The organism is Streptomyces sp. NPDC002232 (genome assembly GCF_042890295.1).
Lineage (GTDB): Bacteria > Actinomycetota > Actinomycetes > Streptomycetales > Streptomycetaceae > Streptomyces.
Genome location: NZ_JBIARV010000001.1, coordinates 851,627 through 867,747, shown reverse-complemented (window position 1 = coordinate 867,747; position 16,121 = coordinate 851,627). Strand labels below are relative to the sequence as shown.

Genomic DNA, 16,121 nt, shown 5'->3' with positions numbered 1-16,121 from the left:
GGCCGCGGGGACCGTGCCCTCGTCCTGGCCGGGCGGCGTCGTCACGGCCGAACGCGGCGCCACCAGCTCGCCGACCGGCGTCACCTTCCCGGACGCGGCGAAGCCCCAGTCGAGCAGCCGGGCGGCCTCCCGGTAGACCGCGTGCTGCTCCTCCGAGGAGGGGTTCATGACGGTGACGAGCAGGACCCGGCCGTTGCGCTCGGCGACTCCGGTGAAGGTGGCACCCGCGTGCGTGGTGTTGCCGTTCTTGACCCCGGCGATGCCCGGGTAGGGGGCGACGCCGATGTCACCGGTCAGGAGCCGGTTGGTGTTCTGGATCTCGAAGGTCTCGCGCTTCTTGCCCGGCTTGGCCTCGCCGGGGAAGGCGGCCCGGGGCGTCGCGGCGTAGTCGCGGAAGTCCGGCTTCTGAAGGCCGCTGCGGGCGATGAGCGTCAGGTCGTACGCGGAGGAGACCTGGTGCGGGGCGTCGTAGCCGTCCGGCGTGACCACGAAGGTGTCGAGGGCCTGGAGGTCGGCCGCGTGCTCGTTCATCTCGCCGACGGTCTTGATGAGACCGCCGTTCATGCTGGTCAGCACGTGCACGGCGTCGTTGCCGGAGCGGAGGAAGACGCCGAGCCAGAGGTCGCGGACGCTGTAGGTCTGCTTCTCCTTGATGCCGACGAGGCTGGACCCCGCCCCTATGCCGGCCAGGTCCTGGCCGGTGACCAGGTGGTTCTGCGTCCGGGTGGAGAAGCTCGGCAGCAGGGTGTCCGCGAAGAGCATCTTGAGCGTGGAGGCCGGGGCGAGCCGCCAGTGCGCGTTGTGCGCGGCGAGGACCTGGCCGCTCTCGGCGTCCGCGACGATCCAGGACCGCCCGGACAGCTCCTTCGGAAGCACCGGGGCGCCGGGCAGGAGCCGCACCTGCGTCCCCGGCCTGCTGAGCTGGGCCCCGCCGACCGTCGACATCACGGCGGGCGGCTTGGGCTGCTTGTCCTTCCCGTCCTTCCCGTCGGCGTGGGCCGCGGGCGCGGCGGTGACGAGTGGCAGGAGCACAGCAGCGGCGACCGCCCAAGCGGTCTTCTTCGAAGCAGACACGGTCGAGAACGTACAGGTACGCCCAACGGAACCGAACTCCGGCAGGCGCTTCGCCCCCGCCCCTCCACCCGGAAGCGGGGGCCGTGGGACCGACGGTGATACTGGGGTCATGAAGCTCAGCCGCCGTGTCTCCTGGTTCCTGCTCGCGTTCGGGGTGTGGTCCTGGTTCATCTGGGTCACCTTCGTCAAGAACCTCTGGAACGACGGGAGCGGCCTCGCCTTCGACGACGCCGGAGACCCGACGGCCTACTTCTGGGTTCATCTGCTGCTCGCCGTCACGTCCTTTGTCCTGGGGACGGTGATCGGCGCGATCGGGTTGCGTGGGGTGCGTGCCGCGCGTCGCGCGGACGCGTAGACGAGGGGTTCCGGGGGCGTGGTCGTGTTTCTGCTGGTCCTGGTCGTGGTGCTCGCGCTGCTCGGCGCGGTCCACTGGTACGTGTGGCGGCGCCTGGTGCGGGACGTGACCGCGCCCGGAGGTCTGGCGAGGCGGCTCGGCACGACCGTCGTGGTCGTCCTGCCGCTGCTCTCGCTCGCCGCCCTGGTCTCCTCGCGGGCCGGTGCGCCCTTCCCGGTCCAGCAGGCGGTCGCCTGGCCCGGCTTCCTGTGGCTCGCCGTGCTCCTGTACCTGGTCCTGGCCCTGCTCGTCGGTGAGGCGGTCCGGCCCCTCCTGCTCGCCCGGGCGCGCCGCCGCGCCTCCGCGCGCGAGGCCGGGTCGCCGCCCGAGGCCGTGACCCAGGCCGGATCGCCGGAGCCCGAGGCCGCCTCCGTACCCGAGACGCCCGCCCCGGAGCCCGAAGCCCCGCCCGAGCCCCCCGCCGCCGACGTCTCCCGGCGGCTGTTCGTGGCGCGGGTCGTCGGGGGGTCCGCCGCCGCCGTCGCCCTCGGGACCGTCGGGTACGGCACGTACGGCGTGCTGCGCGGGCCGCGGGTCAAGCGGGTCACCGTGCCGCTCGCCAAGATCCCGCGCGCCGCGCACGGGTACCGGATCGCCGTCGTGTCCGACATCCACCTCGGGCCGATCCTGGGCCGCGCCCACACCCAGCGGATCGTGGACACGATCAACGCCACCCAGCCCGACCTGATCGCGGTCGTCGGCGACCTCGTCGACGGGACCGTCGAGAACCTCGGCCCGGCCGCCGAGCCGCTCGCGGGGCTGCGCGCCCGGCACGGCTCCTTCTTCGTGACCGGCAACCACGAGTACTTCTCGGGCGCCGACGCCTGGGTCGACCACGTCCGCGAGCTCGGCCTGCACCCGCTGCGCAACGCCCGCGTGGAGGTCCCGGCCGGCTTCGACCTGGCCGGCGTCGACGACGTCGCCGGGGAGAGCGAGGGCCACGGCCCCGACTTCGTACGCGCCCTCGGCGACCGCGACCGGGCCCGGGCCGCCGTGCTCCTCGCGCACCAGCCGGTGGTGATCGACGACGCCGTGCGCCACGGCGTGGACCTCCAGCTCTCCGGCCACACCCACGGCGGTCAGCTCTGGCCCGGCAACTACCTCGCCGAACTGGCCAACCCGACCGTCGCGGGCCTGGAGCGGTACGGGGACACCCAGCTGTACGTCTCGCGGGGCGCCGGCGCCTGGGGGCCGCCGGTCCGGGTCGGCGCGCCCTCCGACATCACGATCGTCGAACTCGCCTCGAAACAGGCCTGATCGGGCGACGTCACTCCCCGCGCCGAGAGCGATACGGGCCGCTCATCGACTTAAATTCGCATATCCCGGACATATACATGTGGTGTGAAAGTTTTTCCTTCCGCTTGTGAAATCCGTGTGATGGGATGCAGCCATCGCGACGTTTCCGGGGGCCGTCGCATCAGGGGTGGTACCAAAAAAAGGAAGCACGGCAATGCGGTCGACGGTCCGTCTGCGGATCCTCATCACTTGTGGAGTACTGGTGGCCGCCGGAGTGGGGGGCTGGCAACTGCTGCCCTCCGACGGCGTCCGGACCGATCCGATCACCGTCGGCACGACCGACGAAGTGACCTCACTCGACCCGGCCGGCGCCTACGACGCCGGCTCCTGGGCGATGTACAGCAACGTCTTCCAGTCGCTGATGACGTTCAAGCCGGGCCTGAGCCAGCCCGTTCCCGACGCGGCCGAGAGCTGCAAGTTCGTGGGCACGAAGCTCACCACGTACCAGTGCGTGCTCCGCGACGACCTCACCTTCGCCAACGGGCGCAAGATCACCGGCGAGGACGTCACGTACTCCTTCGAGCGGATGCTGCGCATCAAGGCGGACGTCGGTCCGCAGCCGCTCTTCCCGACGCTGAAGAGCGTCTCGGCCGAGGGCCGGACCGTCACCTTCCACCTGAGCGGCCGTGACGCCACCTTCCCGCTGAAGGTGGCCACGGGCGCGGGCTCGATCGTGGACAAGGACCTGTACCCGGCGAACGCGCTGCGCGGCGGCAACGCGGTCGACGGCTCGGGTCCGTACGTCCTCAAGGAGTACAAGGAGGGCGAGTCCGCGCTCCTGGAGCCCAACCCGAGGTACAAGGGCGCCGTCACGAAGACCGGTCACACGGTCCTCGTGAAGTACTACGGCCAGTCCGAGGACCTCGCGAACGCGTGGAAGGCGAAGGACGTCCAGGTGACGCACCGCCAGCTCCCGCCGGACTTCCTCGCGAAGCTGGACACCAACGACGGCACCCGGGTCACCGAGGCGGAGAGCGCCGAGATCCGCAACCTCAACTTCAACGTCCGGCCCGGCTCGGTCATGGCGGACAAGGCCGTGCGCCAGGCCGTCGCCGCCGTCCTGGACCGTCCCGCGATCACCGAGGGCGCCTACAAGGACACGGTGGAGCCGCTCTACTCCCTCATCCCGCAGGGCTTCGTCGGCCACAGCACCGCCTTCTTCGACGTGTACCCGGAGCCGAGCGGGAAAAGGGCCAAGGCGCTCCTGAAGGACGCCGGGATCTCGACGCCGGTGAAGTTCACGTACGGCTACCGCAAGGACGCCACCTACGGCGCCGAGGCCGCCGAGATCAAGCGGCAGCTGGAGGAGACCGGCCTCTTCGAGGTCAAGGTCGTCGAGGCCGACTGGCAGAGCTTCCAGAAGGGGTACGCGAAGGGCGCCTACGACGTCTATCCCGTCGGCTGGCTCCCCGACTTCCCCGACTCCGACAGCTTCACCGCTCCGCTCGTCGGCACCGAGAACACCCTGCACAACGGCTTCTCCAGCAAGCGGATCGACAGCCTGATCGCCTCGACGCAGCAGTACAGCGACCGGGGCCGGGCGACGGGCGACTTCAAGGAGATCCAGAGCCAGGTCGCCGCCGACGTCCCGCTCGTCCCGCTCTGGCAGAAGAAGGACTACGTCCTGTCGACGGAGGCCGTCGCCGGCTCCCAGTACCTGTCGGACGGCACCGGCATCTGGCGGCTGTGGGAGCTCGGCTGGATCTAGCCGGGCCCCGGCTAGGGCTTCGGGCTCGCCTTCTTCTTGGGCCTGCCCGAGGCCGCCATCCCGGCCGCCGTCGGCATGAAGTCGGCGAGCAGCTCGTGCGTCTCCTTGACCAGCGGGCGCAGGATCCGGAAGCGGGAGAGGGAGATCGCGCGGGCGGTGACCGGCGCGAGGCGCTCCACCAGGCGCCGGCTGTTCGCCGCGCCCTCGGAGCGGTCGTACACCCAGAACAGCACCAGGCCCATCTGCTGGAGCCACAGCAACTGCGGGAGGGCCTCCTTCAGTTCCGGGTCGACCTTGACCGAGGCGCCGGAGATGACCCGCCGCTGCACGGTGATCGCGGCCTCGCGCGGGCCCTCGGACTCGGGGGAGAAGGGGCTGAGCGGGCTGTCCGGGTCGGCGGCGTTCTTGAAGAACTGGGCCGCGAACTCGTGGTACGGCCCCGCGATGTCGAGCCAGGCGAGGTAGACCCCGCGGATCCGGGCGGTGAGGTCCTTCTCGGGGCCGGTCAGGAGGGGCTCGACGGCGGCCTGGTGCTCCTCGGCGATCCGGTCGTAGAAGCCCTGGACCAGGTGCTCCTTGGACGAGAAGTAGTAGTACGCGTTGCCGACGGAGACCCCGGCCTCCTGGGCGATGGCCCGCATGGTCGTCTTGTCGTAACCGCGCTCCTTGAAGAGCCGGAGCGCGGTCTCGAGGATGAGCGTGCGGGTCTGCTCGCTCTTGGGGGCCTTCTTCTCGTCGGCCGTCTTCTCTTCCTTCACGTCCTTCACAGGGCCGAGCCTAACGGGGCGGCCCGGGCGGCCCGCAGTGCCCGGTCGCGCAGGACCGGGCGTCCGCTCCCGGTTCCCTGAGGGCCTCGCGCCACTTCGCCGCCGCGAGGACGGTCATCCGGGCGAAGGGCTGTCCTGCGGGGGTGGCCAGCCAGTGGGCCCGGGGCCGGTGCTCGGCGAGGGCCCAGAGGCAGACGATCCAGGCGGAGGTGGACCGGTAGACCTGGCCCCGGTCCCCGATCACGGTGATCTCCCGCAGGGTGGTGGCGTGGTCGAGGGCCGGGAAGAGGTGCCGTGCCTGCTGCGAGCCGGCCGGTACGAGGTCCAGCGGGACGAGCTGCCGCTGGCGGAGCAGCCAGTGCCGCAGGTGCACGCAGAGCGGGCAGTCGGCGTCGTACAGCACGGTCAGGCGTCCCACCGGGGTCGTGGGGCGGGCCGGGGTGGACACCGTGCTCACGCCTGGGGGGCGGGCGGGGTCCAGGGGCCGGCCTTGGGGGCCGCGGTCCAGCCCTGCGGGCGGACGGGCGGCACCTGTTCGCGCTCCATGACGCCGCGGCGGCGGATCTTGTTGAGCACGTACACGTTGGCGAGGTGCATCACGCCGAGGACGAGCAGGACCACGCCGAGCTTGACGGAGAGGGCCTCGAAGAGGGCCCGGGCGTCGAGGACGGCGGCGTCCTGGCTCAGGTAGAGGGCGACGAAGCCGAAGTTGACGAGGTAGAAGCCGACCACGAGGAGGTGGTTGACGGCGTCCGCGAGCTTCTCGTTCCCGTGCAGGACGTCGGCGAGGAAGATCTTTCCGTTGCGGCTGAGCGTGCGGGCGACCCAGATGGTGAGGGCGACGCTGATCAGCAGGTAGACGATGTACGCGACGACAGTGAGGTCCATGCCCCACGCTCCCTTGAACGCGTTCAAAAGCTGGCAGTCATGACTGTAGACCTGTTCTTGAACGTGTTCAAGTGACGGGTGGAAAGAGACTGGTCGGTCCGTGTGTCGGCGCATAGAGTCGCTCGAATGACGCTCGCTCATGATCTGGCCGGCACCGGCCCCTCGACCGTTGTCCTTCTGCACTCCGGGGTCTGTGACCGCCGGATGTGGGACGGGCAGTTCCACGCGCTGGCCGGGGCGGGGCACCGTGTCGTCCGCTGTGACCTCCGCGGTTTCGGGGACACCCCCATCGATGCCCCGCACACCCACGCCGAGGACGTGCGCGAGCTCCTCGACCACCTCGGCGCCGACCGCGCCGCCGTCGTCGGCTCTTCCTTCGGCGGCCGGGTCGCCCTCGAACTCGCCGCCCTGCACCCCGGACGCGTCTCCGCGCTCGCCCTGCTGGGCGCCGCGAAGCCCGGCATGGCCCCGAGCGAGGACCTGCGGGCCTGGGGCGCCCGCGAGGACGCGCTCATCGAGGCGGGCGACCTCGACGCCGCCGTCGAGCTCAACGTCGACACCTGGCTCGGGCCCGAGGCCTCGGACGCCGCCCGAGCCCTCGTGCGCGACGGGCAGCGTCGCGCCTTCGACCTCCAGCTCGCCGCCGCGGAGGAGAACCACCCGGTCGAGCCCGAGGTCACGCACGACGACCTGGCCGGGATCCAGGCCCCCGCCCTGGTGGCCGTCGGTGCCCACGACCTGCCCGACTTCCGGGCGACAGCCGACGAGCTCGGCGGCCTGCTGCCCTCCGCCCGCCGCGTGGACCTCGACTGGGCCGGCCACCTCCCCGCCCTGGAGCGCCCGGACGAGACCGCTCGGCTGCTCCTCGCCTTCCTCTCCGAAGTCTCCTAGGACCCTTCGACGACACGCCCTAGCGGAACCGCCTCACCCCCGGCACCAGGGCCGTGCCCAGGCAGCAGCCGCCGACCACCACCGCGGCGGCGAGCAGTGGCACCTCGGGCCCCCACGCCGCGGCGGCGGCGGGCGCGAGGACGTACCCCAGGGGCATGGCGGCCAGGGAGAGCAGCCAGTCGTACGAGGTGACCCGGGCGAGCGCGTGGGCGGGCACGGCGCGCTGCACGGCGGTCTGCCACACGGGGGAGAGGAAGCCGAGCCCGGCCTGCGCGAGCCCGTAGGAGGCGATCGTCAGCGGCGCGGGCGCGGCGAGGGCGAGCAGCACCAGCGGCAGCGCGTAGGTGGCGAGGCCGAGGTTCGCGGTCAGGACCGGGCGCCGGGGGCTGACGCGGTCGGCGAGCAGCGCCCCGAGGAGGAAGCCGACGGCGCCGACCTGGAGGAGGACGACCCAGGTGGTGCCGCCGCCGAGCTGCCGCACGGCGATCGCGGGGCCGAGGGTCATCAGGACGGCGGCGGCGCCGTTCCAGGCGCTGTGGCCGATGAGGCTGGTCCAGTACCAGTCCCGGGAGCGGACCTCCTGCCAGCCCTCGGCGAGGTCCGCGCGCAGCGAGCGGCGCGGGATCGGGATCCGCTTCACCCGGACGGCGGTCAGCAGCAGGGCGCTGACGGCGAAGGTGGCGGCGTCCAGGACGAACGCCCAGCCGGCGCCCACGGTCAGCACGAGGGTGCCCGCGAGCGCGGGTCCGGCGAGGCGGGTGGCGCTCTGGGCGACGCCCATCGCCGCGTTGGCCCGGTGCAGCGCGTCCGCCTCCACCGTGCCCTTCACCAGAGGTGAGACGGTCGGCATGGCGAAGGCGCCGGCCGCGCCGCCGACCGCCTCGGAGACCGCGAGGACGGCGAGGCTGGGGGAGCCGCCGAGCAGCTGGACGCCGACGAGGAGCTGGGTGGCGCAGCGGACGAGGTCCGTGGTGAGTGCGACCGTGCGGGCGTCGAAGCGGTCGCCGACCACTCCGCCCACCGGCAGCAGGAGCAGCTTGGGGACCATCGCGCAGCCGAGGACGAGGGCGAGCGCCGAGGTGGAGCCGGTGGCTTCGAGGACGGCGAGGGCGAGGGCGGCGGGGATGGCGGCGTCGCCGAGGAGGGAGAGGGCGCGGCCGGCGAAGAGGAGGCGGAAGGACCGGCTGCGCAGGGGGTGGCGGACGGACGGGGGTGCGGCGGGGTGCGCGGGAGCCGTGGGCATGACACGCAGAGTATTTCGGTAACGAATAATTCGTCAACGAAGTACTTCGGGAGGGAAGAGTGCCCGCGCCCACGTACGATCACCCCATGGCGACCCCCGAGGAACCGCGTGCCCCCCGTGCGCCGCGCGACTGGACCGATGACCACGTCGCCCGCTGGCAGCCCGTCCTGCCCGGCCTCGACCCCGTCGTCGAGGGCGCCGTCACCCGCATGAAGAAGCTCTCGGTCCATCTGCGCCGGGTCCGCGAACAGTCCCTCGTCGACTTCGACCTGGAGCGCCACGAGTTCGACACGCTCCACAAGCTCGCGGGGCGCGGCGGCAGCGCCGCCCCCTCCGAACTCGCCCAGGACCTCGATCTGGCCCCCGCCTCCGTCTCCGGCCGCCTCGACGTCCTGGAGAAGCGCGGCTTCGTCCGGCGCACCCCGTCCACGACCGACCGGCGCCGGGTCGTCGTGGAGCTCACCGCCTCCGGCCGCGAGACCTGGCTCGGCGCGATGGACGTCCTCGGCCACGAGGAGTACCGGCTGCTCGGCGTCCTCGGCCCCGAGGAGCGCGAGCTGCTCAACGACATGCTGCGCCGGGTCATGGTCGAGGCCGAGTCGGGCGGACCCACCCCGTCCTGGCACGCCTGACGGACGGCGCGGAGCCGGCACCGCCCGACGGACGGCGCGCCGTCCGTCACATGCTCAGCGAGCGCGCGTAGTTGAGCTGTCCCATCACCCAGTGGATGGTGTCCGGGCCGGTCGCCGGGATCATCGTCGAGTGGTGCCGGCCGCCGCTGGTCACCGTGACCTGGATGAAGCCGGTCGTGGACTTCTCCTTCATCAGCAGGAACAGCAGGCCGAGCAGGCAGAAGATGAAGAAGATGACGGCCAGGACGATCGCGACCGTCGGCATCTTCTCCTCGGTCCGCGACATGTCCATCGCGTTCCACACCGCGCCCTTGAGCGGCATGTTGCCGGCTGGGGTGATGATCTGGTCGCCGACCACCGTGATGTCACCGAGGCTCAGCACGGGCCCCCCGCCGCCCATCGGACCGTGCTGCGGTGGCAGCTGCACGCCACCGGGCAGGGTCGGCTGGTAGGGCGGCGGCGACTGCGGGTACCCGTACCCGGGCGTCGCGTCCTGCGGGTAGCCGTACCCGGGCGTCGCGTCCTGCGGGTAGCCGTACGCGGGCTGCCCGGGCGCCCCGCCCTGCTGCCCCGGCCCCCACTTGTACTCACCGTCCGCGTAAGGGTTCGGCTCGCTCATCAGTCCCCGTCCTCCACAAAGAAAAAAGCCCGCTCCTGCACGCCGCAGCGTACAGAAGCGGGCCGGAGCACCGGACCAGGCGGTCAGAAACGACGCGTGATGAGCGCGCGCTTGACTTCCTGGATGGCCTTCGTGACCTCGATGCCACGCGGGCACGCGTCCGTGCAGTTGAACGTCGTGCGGCAGCGCCACACGCCGTCCTTGTCGTTCAGGATCTCCAGGCGCTGCTCGCCCGCCTCGTCACGCGAGTCGAAGATGAAGCGGTGCGCGTTGACGATCGCGGCCGGACCGAAGTACTGGCCGTCGTTCCAGAAGACCGGGCAGGACGACGTGCACGCGGCGCACAGGATGCACTTGGTGGTGTCGTCGAAGCGCTCGCGGTCCTCGGCGGACTGGAGGCGCTCGCGCGTCGGCTCGTTCCCCTTGGTGACCAGGAACGGCATGACGTCCCGGTACGCCTGGAAGAACGGCTCCATGTCCACGACCAGGTCCTTGAGGACCGTGAGGCCCTTGATGGCCTCGACCGTGATCGGCTTCTCGGGGTTGATGTCCTTGATCAGCGTCTTGCAGGCGAGCCTGTTCTTGCCGTTGATCCGCATCGCGTCCGAGCCGCAGATGCCGTGCGCGCAGGACCGACGGAAGGTCAGCGTGCCGTCGACGTCCCACTTGATCTTGTGAAGGGCGTCGAGGACGCGCTCCTTCGGGTCGATCTCGATCTGGAAGTCCTCCCAGACCGACGCGTCCGACACCTCGGGGTTGAAGCGGCGGATCCGCATGGTGACCGTGATGTACGGGGAGGCGGCGGACTCCGCCTCGACCTTGTCCAGTACGGGGGTAGCCATCAGTACTTACGCTCCATCGGCTGGTAGCGGGTCGTCACGACCGGCTTGTAGTCGAGACGGACGGTCTCGGAGCCGTCCTCGCCGACCTCGCGGTACGCCATGGTGTGGCGCATGAAGTTGACGTCGTCGCGGTTCGGGTAGTCCTCGCGGTAGTGACCGCCGCGGGACTCCTTGCGCGCCAGGGCCGAGACGGCCATGACCTCGGCCAGTTCGAGCAGGTTGCCCAGCTCGATGGCCTCCAGGAGGTCCGTGTTGAAGCGCTTGCCCTTGTCCTGGATGGACACGTTCTCGTAGCGCTCGCGCAGCTCGGCGATCTTGTCGACGGCCGTCTTGATGGTCTGCTCCGTGCGGAACACCATCACGTTGGCGTCCATCGTCTCCTGGAGCTCGCGGCGCAGCTCGGCGACCCGCTCGCTGCCCGTGGAGTTGCGCAGCTTCTCGATCTGCGCGACGACGAGCGACTCCGGGTCCTCCGGCAGCTCGACGAAGTCGTGCTTGGCGGAGTACTCGGCGGCGGCGATGCCGGAGCGCTTGCCGAAGACGTTGATGTCGAGCAGCGAGTTCGTGCCGAGGCGGTTGGCGCCGTGCACGGAGACGCAGGCGACCTCGCCGGCCGCGTACAGGCCCGGGACGACGGTGGTGTTGTCCGAGAGGACCTCACCCTCGACGTTCGTCGGGATGCCGCCCATGGCGTAGTGCGCGGTGGGCTGGATCGGGATCGGGTCCGTGTAGGGCTCGATGCCGAGGTAGGTGCGCGCGAACTCCGTGATGTCGGGCAGCTTGGCGTCCAGCTGCTCCGGCGGGAGGTGCGTCAGGTCGAGGTAGACGTGGTCGCCCTCGGGACCGCAGCCGCGGCCCTCGCGGATCTCCGTGTAGATGGAGCGGGAGACGACGTCACGGGACGCGAGGTCCTTCATGACCGGCGCGTACTTCTCCATGAAGCGCTCGCCGTCCTTGTTGCGGAGGATGCCGCCCTCACCGCGGGCGCCCTCCGTCAGCAGGATGCCCATGCGCCAGATGCCCGTCGGGTGGAACTGGAAGAACTCCATGTCCTCCAGGGGCAGACCGCGGCGGTAGCACGCGGCCTGGCCGTCACCGGTCAGGGTGTGGGCGTTGGAGGTCACCTTGAAGAACTTGCCGGTGCCGCCGGAGGCGTAGATGACGGCCTTGGCCTGGAAGATGTGGATCTCGCCGGTGGCCAGCTCGTAGGCGACGACGCCCGCGGAGTGCTTCACACCGTCGACCTCGGTGATCAGCTGGTCCAGGACGTAGAACTCGTTGAAGAACTCCACGCCCTCCTTGACGCAGTTCTGGTACAGCGTCTGGAGGATCATGTGGCCGGTGCGGTCCGCGGCGTAGCAGGACCGGCGGACCGGGGCCTCGCCGTGGTTGCGGGAGTGACCGCCGAAGCGGCGCTGGTCGATGGTGCCGTTCGGGGTGCGGTTGAACGGCAGGCCCATCTTCTCCAGGTCGAGGACGGCGTCGATGGCCTCCTTCGCCAGGATCTCGGCGGCGTCCTGGTCGACCAGGTAGTCACCGCCCTTGACCGTGTCGAAGGTGTGCCACTCCCAGTTGTCCTCCTCCACGTTCGCCAGCGCGGCGGCCATGCCGCCCTGCGCGGCGCCCGTGTGGGAGCGGGTGGGGTAGAGCTTCGTGAGCACCGCGGTGCGGCTGCGCTTCGTCGACTCGATGGCGGCGCGCATGCCGGCGCCGCCGGCGCCGACGATGACGGTGTCGTACTTGTGGATCTTCATGACGTGGATTACCTCAGCCCCGTGCCTAGCGGATGTTCGGGTCGAAGGTGAAGATCACCAGCGTGCCCAGAAGGATGGTGAACACCGTGGCGGTGTACAGCAGGCCCTTGAGCCACAGGCGCGTGTTGGCCCGCTCCGCGTAGTCGTTGATGACCGTACGGAGACCGTTGGCGCCGTGCAGCATGGCGAGCCAGAGCATCAGCAGGTCCCAGACCTGCCAGAACGGGGACGCCCAGCGGCCGGCCACGAAGGCGAAGCCGACCTTGGAGACGCCGCCGTCCAGGAAGAGCTGGATCAGCAGGTGGCCGAGGACCAGGACGACGAGGACCACGCCGGAGAGGCGCATGAAGAGCCACGCGGCCATCTCGAAGTTGCCGCGGGTCGCGCGCGGGGTCTTGCCCGTGCGCTTACGGGGGGCCTCGATGTACGGCGCGGGGTTGTCCACGTCGTAGTGCGCGCCGCCCTCGACGGGGCCGATCGCTGCGGAGGTCGTGTCAGCGGACATGAGTGGCGTCAGCTCCCGAACAGTTCACGTGCGGCGTGGCCGAGGATGGGGTACAGCGATCCGGCCATCAGCACGACCCAGATGCCCACGACGGTCCAGAGCATCTGCTTCTGGTAGCGCGGGCCCTTGGACCAGAAGTCCACGGCGATGACCCGGAGGCCGTTCAGCGCGTGGAAGAGGATGGCGGCGACCAGGCCGTACTCAAGGAGAGCCACGATCGGCGTCTTGTAGGTCGCGACGACCTCGTCGTACGCCTCGGGGGAGACGCGGACGAGAGCGGTGTCCAGCACGTGTACGAACAGGAAGAAGAAGATGAGGACGCCGGTGACTCGATGAGCCACCCAGCTCCACATTCCTTCCCGGCCGCGGTACAGCGTTCCAGCCGGCACGGAAAAACCCTCCGGGAGCGGGGATCGGGGTCGGCCGGCTTCTCTGTCGGTCTGACCCGGCCGGGTACGGTCCACCGGCCCCGGTCATCGTAGCGACGACTTGTCGGTTCGCTCGCGCGGGGTCCGCCAGTGTGATCAAACAGGCACGGACGGGCTATCGCGCAGGCCCGAATCGCCGCATTCCGGTCGAATTCACGGCGTGGTGACGGCGAACGTGAGGCGCGCCCGGGCCAGCCGGCGCAGCTCGTCGGCGGCCACCACGCGCTCCTCCTCCGGTTCGTTGCCGAGACGTGACCGGATACCGGCCAGTACGCGGTCGAGACGCTCCTCCGGCCGGACGCCGTCCAGGCTGATCACGAACGCGTGTCCGAAGCGGCTCTCGTACGCGGCGTGGGCCGCGCCGAGCGCCATGAGCGCGGCCGGCGGGGCGCCGGGGTGCGGGGCGGCGGCGGACTCGGCCGCGAGCGCCTCGTCCAGCTCGGCCCGGGACAGGTCGTAGGCGGCCTCGTCCGCGGCGGCGAGCAGCGCGTCGAGCGTCGGGTACGGGCGGTGCGCGCTCAGCCGCTCGGCCCATCGGCGGCTCGCGCAGCAGTCGAACAGGAGGGCCTCCGCCACTCCGGCCGGAGCGGCGTTGAAGCGGACGAGACCGGAGACGTGCCGCGCGGTGCCCTGCTGGGCAGGTATGGCAGGCGTGTCCGTGGAGCCCGGATTCCGGCAGGGGGCGTGCGTGTCGCTGGTCAGCGTGGGCTCCGGTGCTCCGGGACGAGTGGGGTGGGGTGGATGGGTGTGACGCAACGTTATCGACGGGATGAGGGAAGTGTCCGACGGATGCGCGATTTTCACCCGGAAGGGAGAGTTTCGGAACAGATGATGGACGATCGGGTTCCGGTCCTCCGCTTCCCCCGATTGGCCGGACCGTCGTTCGTGCGGGAGGATTCCGGGTGATGCGGTACTCCGTCCGGGGGTCCCACCGGGGCCCCGCACTTCTGGCGACCGCGGTGACACTGGCCACCGTGGCGGCCTGTTCGAGCGGTTCTCCGTCAGGTCCGTCGAGTCCCTCCGTGCCGTCCTCCGCGGGTGCGTCGTCGAGCGCGCCCGCCACGAGCGCCCCGCCGCCGAGCCCGACGCCGACGCCCACCCAGCAGTACCCGCTCTCCAGCGCGCCGCGCGCGATCCCCTCCGTCCGCTCCCACGAGGCCGCCCGCGGCCCCGGCTGGAAGCCCGCGCCCACCGGCGGGGTCGTCCTCGCCGCGCACAGCGAGGGCCTCGCCGACGAGGGCCGGCTGATCGCCGGGGAGCTCGGCATCCCGTATCGGGGCGCCGCCAAGGCCGGACCCGGGGACGTCGAACTGGCCCTCGGCGGGACGGGCGCCCCCGAGTCGTACACCCTGACGGTCCGCGACGGCCGGGTCCGGATCGCCGGACCCGACGAGGCCGGGGTCTTCTACGGCACCCGCACGCTCAAGCAGTCCGTGAAGGCCTCCGGGACGATGCCCGAGGGGACGGTGAACGACCGGCCGGCGAAACCGCAGCGCGGGCTCAACGTCGACATCGCCCGCAAGCCCTTCACCGCCGCCTGGCTTGAGGACCGGATACGCGAGATGGGCGACCTCAAGCTCAACCAGCTCGGGCTGCACTTCTCCGACGACCAGGGATTCCGGATCGAGTCCGCGAGCCACCCCGAGATCGTGTCGGCGGAGCACCTCACGAAGGCCGAGGTCCGCCGGGTCCTCGCCCTCGCGGCGAGCCGCCACATCACCGTCGTCCCCGAGATCGACTCGCCCGGACACCTCGGCGCGGTGATCGCCGCCCACCCGGACCTCCAGCTCAGGAGCGCGAGCGGCGGGACCCCGCGCGGGGCCGTGGACATCTCCGACCCCGACGCGGCCCGGATCGTCGACGACCTGCTGCGCGAGTACAGCCAACTCTTCCCCGGCTCCTACTGGCACCTCGGCGCCGACGAGTACGTCGCCCTCATGGCGAAGAACCCCGAGGCCAGCTACCCGGACCTGGCGGCGGCCGCGCGCGCGAAGTACGGCCCCTCCGGCCGGGTCCAGGACCTCGCGACCGGCTGGCTCAACGACCGCGCGGCCGTCGTCCGGCCCACCGGCAAGACCCTCAAGGCGTGGAACGACGGCTTCTTCACAGGCGGGGTGGTGAACGCGGCCCGGGACCTGGAGGTGGAGTACTGGACGGGCAAGGAGATCGGCGCCCGGCAGCCCGTCGCCTACCTGAGCGCGGGCCGGAAGCTGGTGAACCTCAACGACGAGTACCTGTACTACGTCCTCGGCCAGCCCAACGACTTCACGTACCCCACCGGCCGCCGGATCTACGAGCAGTGGACGCCGCTCGTCGTGCGCGGCACCACCCCCGTGCCGGCGCGGTACGACGCCCAGATCCTCGGCGCCCGCTTCGCCGTCTGGGGCGACCTGCCGAAGGCGCAGACACCGGCGCAGGTCGCGAACGGCATCCGACTGCCGCTCACCGCGCTCGCGCAGAAGCTCTGGAACCCGACGAAGCCCCCGCTGACCTGGGAACAGTTCACGGCGCTCGCGGCGAAGGTGCGCTGAGCCGAATTGCCGGCAGATCGGTGGCTGTGCGACGAAACTGGTCGCATGGCCACTCTCTACGTGCGGGACCTGTCCGAGGAAGTGCTGACCGAGCTGAAGACAAGGGCCGCCCAAAACCGGCAGTCCCTACAGGCGTACGCGCGCACCCTCCTGGAGCAGGAGGCCGCGACGCCGTCGCTCGAGACCGTGATCGCCCGCGTCGAGGAGCGGGCCACGGCGCGACTCCGCGCTGAGTCCGTCGCCGACGCGGGGCCGCCGGTGCGGCCCTGAGGGCGCGGTACGCGAACCTCTCCGCCTACGACGCCGTGTACGTCGCACTCGCCGAGGGGTACGACGTGCCGCTGGTGACGAGCGACGGCCGGATCAAGGACGGAGCAAGGGCCACCCGCGCGAAATGCGCGGTCGAGGTGTTCAACGACAGGACCCACGGTGCGCCGTAGGGGTGTCGTCCGACCTCTATGCAGCACGGCAGGGCCACTGGCATGATTCCGGCCGCGCAGTGACGAAAAAGCGCCCCCCGGCGCAGTAGGGGACGTACTGCGTCCGTAT

18 protein-coding genes and 1 pseudogene are annotated in these 16,121 nt (G+C 71.0%); 8 read left to right on the top strand and 11 right to left on the bottom strand.

What is annotated here, in order from left to right:
- Nucleotides 1–219: 219 nt before the first annotated feature.
- Nucleotides 220–945: pseudogene (locus tag ACFYXU_RS03930) on the bottom strand (D-alanyl-D-alanine carboxypeptidase family protein); the annotation flags it as partial.
- 238 nt (nucleotides 946–1,183) lie between these two features.
- Between ACFYXU_RS03930 and ACFYXU_RS03925 the strand changes: the two are divergent.
- The 3 genes from ACFYXU_RS03925 to ACFYXU_RS03915 all read left to right on the top strand — a co-directional run bounded on the left by ACFYXU_RS03925 (nucleotide 1,184) and on the right by ACFYXU_RS03915 (nucleotide 4,472).
- A complete protein-coding gene (locus tag ACFYXU_RS03925) occupies nucleotides 1,184–1,429 on the top strand; it encodes an SCO4848 family membrane protein (RefSeq protein ID WP_361396408.1) in 246 nt (81 codons plus the stop codon).
- A gap of 18 nt (nucleotides 1,430–1,447) precedes the next feature.
- The gene (locus ACFYXU_RS03920; RefSeq protein WP_389456407.1) at nucleotides 1,448–2,725 is read left to right on the top strand and encodes a metallophosphoesterase; all 1,278 of its coding nucleotides are present in this window, start codon (nucleotides 1,448–1,450) and stop codon (nucleotides 2,723–2,725) included.
- A 193-nt stretch (nucleotides 2,726–2,918) separates the two neighbouring features.
- Entirely contained in the window at nucleotides 2,919–4,472 is a 1,554-nt protein-coding gene (locus ACFYXU_RS03915) for an ABC transporter substrate-binding protein (RefSeq protein ID WP_389456405.1), read from the top strand.
- Nucleotides 4,473–4,483: 11 nt separating this feature from the next.
- Here ACFYXU_RS03915 and ACFYXU_RS03910 read toward each other — a convergent pair whose 3' ends face one another.
- The 3 genes from ACFYXU_RS03910 to ACFYXU_RS03900 are packed head-to-tail and all read right to left on the bottom strand — an operon-like array spanning nucleotide 4,484 to nucleotide 6,127.
- Nucleotides 4,484–5,239, bottom strand: coding sequence for a TetR family transcriptional regulator (locus tag ACFYXU_RS03910; protein WP_361396398.1), 756 nt, complete (start codon nucleotides 5,237–5,239; stop codon nucleotides 4,484–4,486).
- A 10-nt stretch (nucleotides 5,240–5,249) separates the two neighbouring features.
- Complete coding sequence (locus tag ACFYXU_RS03905; RefSeq protein WP_376507789.1) at nucleotides 5,250–5,687, bottom strand: thiol-disulfide oxidoreductase DCC family protein; 438 nt, start codon at nucleotides 5,685–5,687, stop codon at nucleotides 5,250–5,252.
- 5 nt (nucleotides 5,688–5,692) lie between these two features.
- Nucleotides 5,693–6,127: a hypothetical protein gene (locus ACFYXU_RS03900; protein WP_329854283.1), complete on the bottom strand. Its 435-nt coding sequence runs from the start codon at nucleotides 6,125–6,127 to the stop codon at nucleotides 5,693–5,695.
- 126 nt (nucleotides 6,128–6,253) lie between these two features.
- On the opposite strand from ACFYXU_RS03900, the gene ACFYXU_RS03895 reads away from it, so the two are divergent.
- Nucleotides 6,254–7,018, top strand: a complete 765-nt coding sequence (locus tag ACFYXU_RS03895; RefSeq protein ID WP_376507740.1) for an alpha/beta fold hydrolase — start codon at nucleotides 6,254–6,256, stop codon at nucleotides 7,016–7,018.
- A gap of 19 nt (nucleotides 7,019–7,037) precedes the next feature.
- Here ACFYXU_RS03895 and ACFYXU_RS03890 read toward each other — a convergent pair whose 3' ends face one another.
- Nucleotides 7,038–8,261 carry an MFS transporter gene (locus ACFYXU_RS03890; protein WP_376507741.1) on the bottom strand — a complete coding sequence of 408 codons (1,224 nt, stop codon included), beginning with the start codon at nucleotides 8,259–8,261 and terminating at the stop codon, nucleotides 7,038–7,040.
- A gap of 86 nt (nucleotides 8,262–8,347) precedes the next feature.
- Between ACFYXU_RS03890 and ACFYXU_RS03885 the strand changes: the two genes are divergently transcribed.
- A complete protein-coding gene (locus ACFYXU_RS03885) occupies nucleotides 8,348–8,893 on the top strand; it encodes a MarR family winged helix-turn-helix transcriptional regulator (RefSeq protein WP_389456402.1) in 546 nt (181 codons plus the stop codon).
- A gap of 46 nt (nucleotides 8,894–8,939) precedes the next feature.
- Here the strand turns inward: ACFYXU_RS03885 and ACFYXU_RS03880 are convergent, their stop codons facing one another.
- The 6 genes from ACFYXU_RS03880 to ACFYXU_RS03855 form a co-directional block, all read right to left on the bottom strand.
- Nucleotides 8,940–9,512 carry a hypothetical protein gene (locus ACFYXU_RS03880; RefSeq protein WP_389456400.1) on the bottom strand — a complete coding sequence of 191 codons (573 nt, stop codon included), beginning with the start codon at nucleotides 9,510–9,512 and terminating at the stop codon, nucleotides 8,940–8,942.
- Nucleotides 9,513–9,595: 83 nt separating this feature from the next.
- Complete coding sequence (locus tag ACFYXU_RS03875) at nucleotides 9,596–10,354, bottom strand: succinate dehydrogenase iron-sulfur subunit (protein ID WP_030318427.1); 759 nt, start codon at nucleotides 10,352–10,354, stop codon at nucleotides 9,596–9,598.
- Complete coding sequence (sdhA, locus tag ACFYXU_RS03870) at nucleotides 10,354–12,108, bottom strand: succinate dehydrogenase flavoprotein subunit (protein WP_329854278.1); 1,755 nt, start codon at nucleotides 12,106–12,108, stop codon at nucleotides 10,354–10,356. The genes ACFYXU_RS03875 and sdhA overlap by 1 nt, the downstream gene beginning before the upstream one ends.
- Before the next feature lie 25 nt (nucleotides 12,109–12,133).
- A complete protein-coding gene (locus tag ACFYXU_RS03865) occupies nucleotides 12,134–12,613 on the bottom strand; it encodes a succinate dehydrogenase hydrophobic membrane anchor subunit (protein ID WP_329854277.1) in 480 nt (159 codons plus the stop codon).
- Nucleotides 12,614–12,621: 8 nt separating this feature from the next.
- A complete protein-coding gene (gene sdhC, locus ACFYXU_RS03860; protein WP_073809812.1) occupies nucleotides 12,622–13,002 on the bottom strand; it encodes a succinate dehydrogenase, cytochrome b556 subunit in 381 nt (126 codons plus the stop codon).
- A gap of 192 nt (nucleotides 13,003–13,194) precedes the next feature.
- Entirely contained in the window at nucleotides 13,195–13,797 is a 603-nt protein-coding gene (locus ACFYXU_RS03855; protein WP_389456398.1) for a 2-oxo-4-hydroxy-4-carboxy-5-ureidoimidazoline decarboxylase, read from the bottom strand.
- Between the two features lie 149 nt (nucleotides 13,798–13,946).
- Between ACFYXU_RS03855 and ACFYXU_RS03850 the strand changes: the two genes are divergently transcribed.
- Genes ACFYXU_RS03850 through ACFYXU_RS03840 form a run of 3 tightly spaced genes read left to right on the top strand, consistent with a single transcriptional unit; the run spans nucleotide 13,947 to nucleotide 16,012 of the window.
- The gene (locus ACFYXU_RS03850; protein ID WP_389456396.1) at nucleotides 13,947–15,572 is read left to right on the top strand and encodes a glycoside hydrolase family 20 protein; all 1,626 of its coding nucleotides are present in this window, start codon (nucleotides 13,947–13,949) and stop codon (nucleotides 15,570–15,572) included.
- Between the two features lie 45 nt (nucleotides 15,573–15,617).
- Nucleotides 15,618–15,842 carry an antitoxin gene (locus ACFYXU_RS03845; RefSeq protein WP_389456394.1) on the top strand — a complete coding sequence of 75 codons (225 nt, stop codon included), beginning with the start codon at nucleotides 15,618–15,620 and terminating at the stop codon, nucleotides 15,840–15,842.
- A gap of 35 nt (nucleotides 15,843–15,877) precedes the next feature.
- A complete protein-coding gene (locus ACFYXU_RS03840; protein ID WP_389456392.1) occupies nucleotides 15,878–16,012 on the top strand; it encodes a hypothetical protein in 135 nt (44 codons plus the stop codon).
- The last annotated feature ends 109 nt before the right edge of the window (nucleotides 16,013–16,121 follow it).

What these genes read in the sequence shown, in the direction of transcription:
- sdhA (WP_329854278.1), bottom strand. Translation starts at nt 12,108, where the DNA reads ATGAAGATCCACAAGTACGACACCGTCATCGTCGGCGCCGGCGGCGCC.
- ACFYXU_RS03890 (WP_376507741.1), bottom strand. Translation starts at nt 8,261, where the DNA reads ATGCCCACGGCTCCCGCGCACCCCGCCGCACCCCCGTCCGTCCGCCAC.
- ACFYXU_RS03925 (WP_361396408.1), top strand. Translation starts at nt 1,184, where the DNA reads ATGAAGCTCAGCCGCCGTGTCTCCTGGTTCCTGCTCGCGTTCGGGGTG.
- ACFYXU_RS03895 (WP_376507740.1), top strand. Translation starts at nt 6,254, where the DNA reads ATGACGCTCGCTCATGATCTGGCCGGCACCGGCCCCTCGACCGTTGTC.
- ACFYXU_RS03850 (WP_389456396.1), top strand. Translation starts at nt 13,947, where the DNA reads ATGCGGTACTCCGTCCGGGGGTCCCACCGGGGCCCCGCACTTCTGGCG.
- ACFYXU_RS03875 (WP_030318427.1), bottom strand. Translation starts at nt 10,354, where the DNA reads ATGGCTACCCCCGTACTGGACAAGGTCGAGGCGGAGTCCGCCGCCTCC.
- ACFYXU_RS03865 (WP_329854277.1), bottom strand. Translation starts at nt 12,613, where the DNA reads ATGTCCGCTGACACGACCTCCGCAGCGATCGGCCCCGTCGAGGGCGGC.
- ACFYXU_RS03915 (WP_389456405.1), top strand. Translation starts at nt 2,919, where the DNA reads ATGCGGTCGACGGTCCGTCTGCGGATCCTCATCACTTGTGGAGTACTG.
- ACFYXU_RS03885 (WP_389456402.1), top strand. Translation starts at nt 8,348, where the DNA reads ATGGCGACCCCCGAGGAACCGCGTGCCCCCCGTGCGCCGCGCGACTGG.
- ACFYXU_RS03845 (WP_389456394.1), top strand. Translation starts at nt 15,618, where the DNA reads ATGGCCACTCTCTACGTGCGGGACCTGTCCGAGGAAGTGCTGACCGAG.
- ACFYXU_RS03900 (WP_329854283.1), bottom strand. Translation starts at nt 6,127, where the DNA reads ATGGACCTCACTGTCGTCGCGTACATCGTCTACCTGCTGATCAGCGTC.
- ACFYXU_RS03880 (WP_389456400.1), bottom strand. Translation starts at nt 9,512, where the DNA reads ATGAGCGAGCCGAACCCTTACGCGGACGGTGAGTACAAGTGGGGGCCG.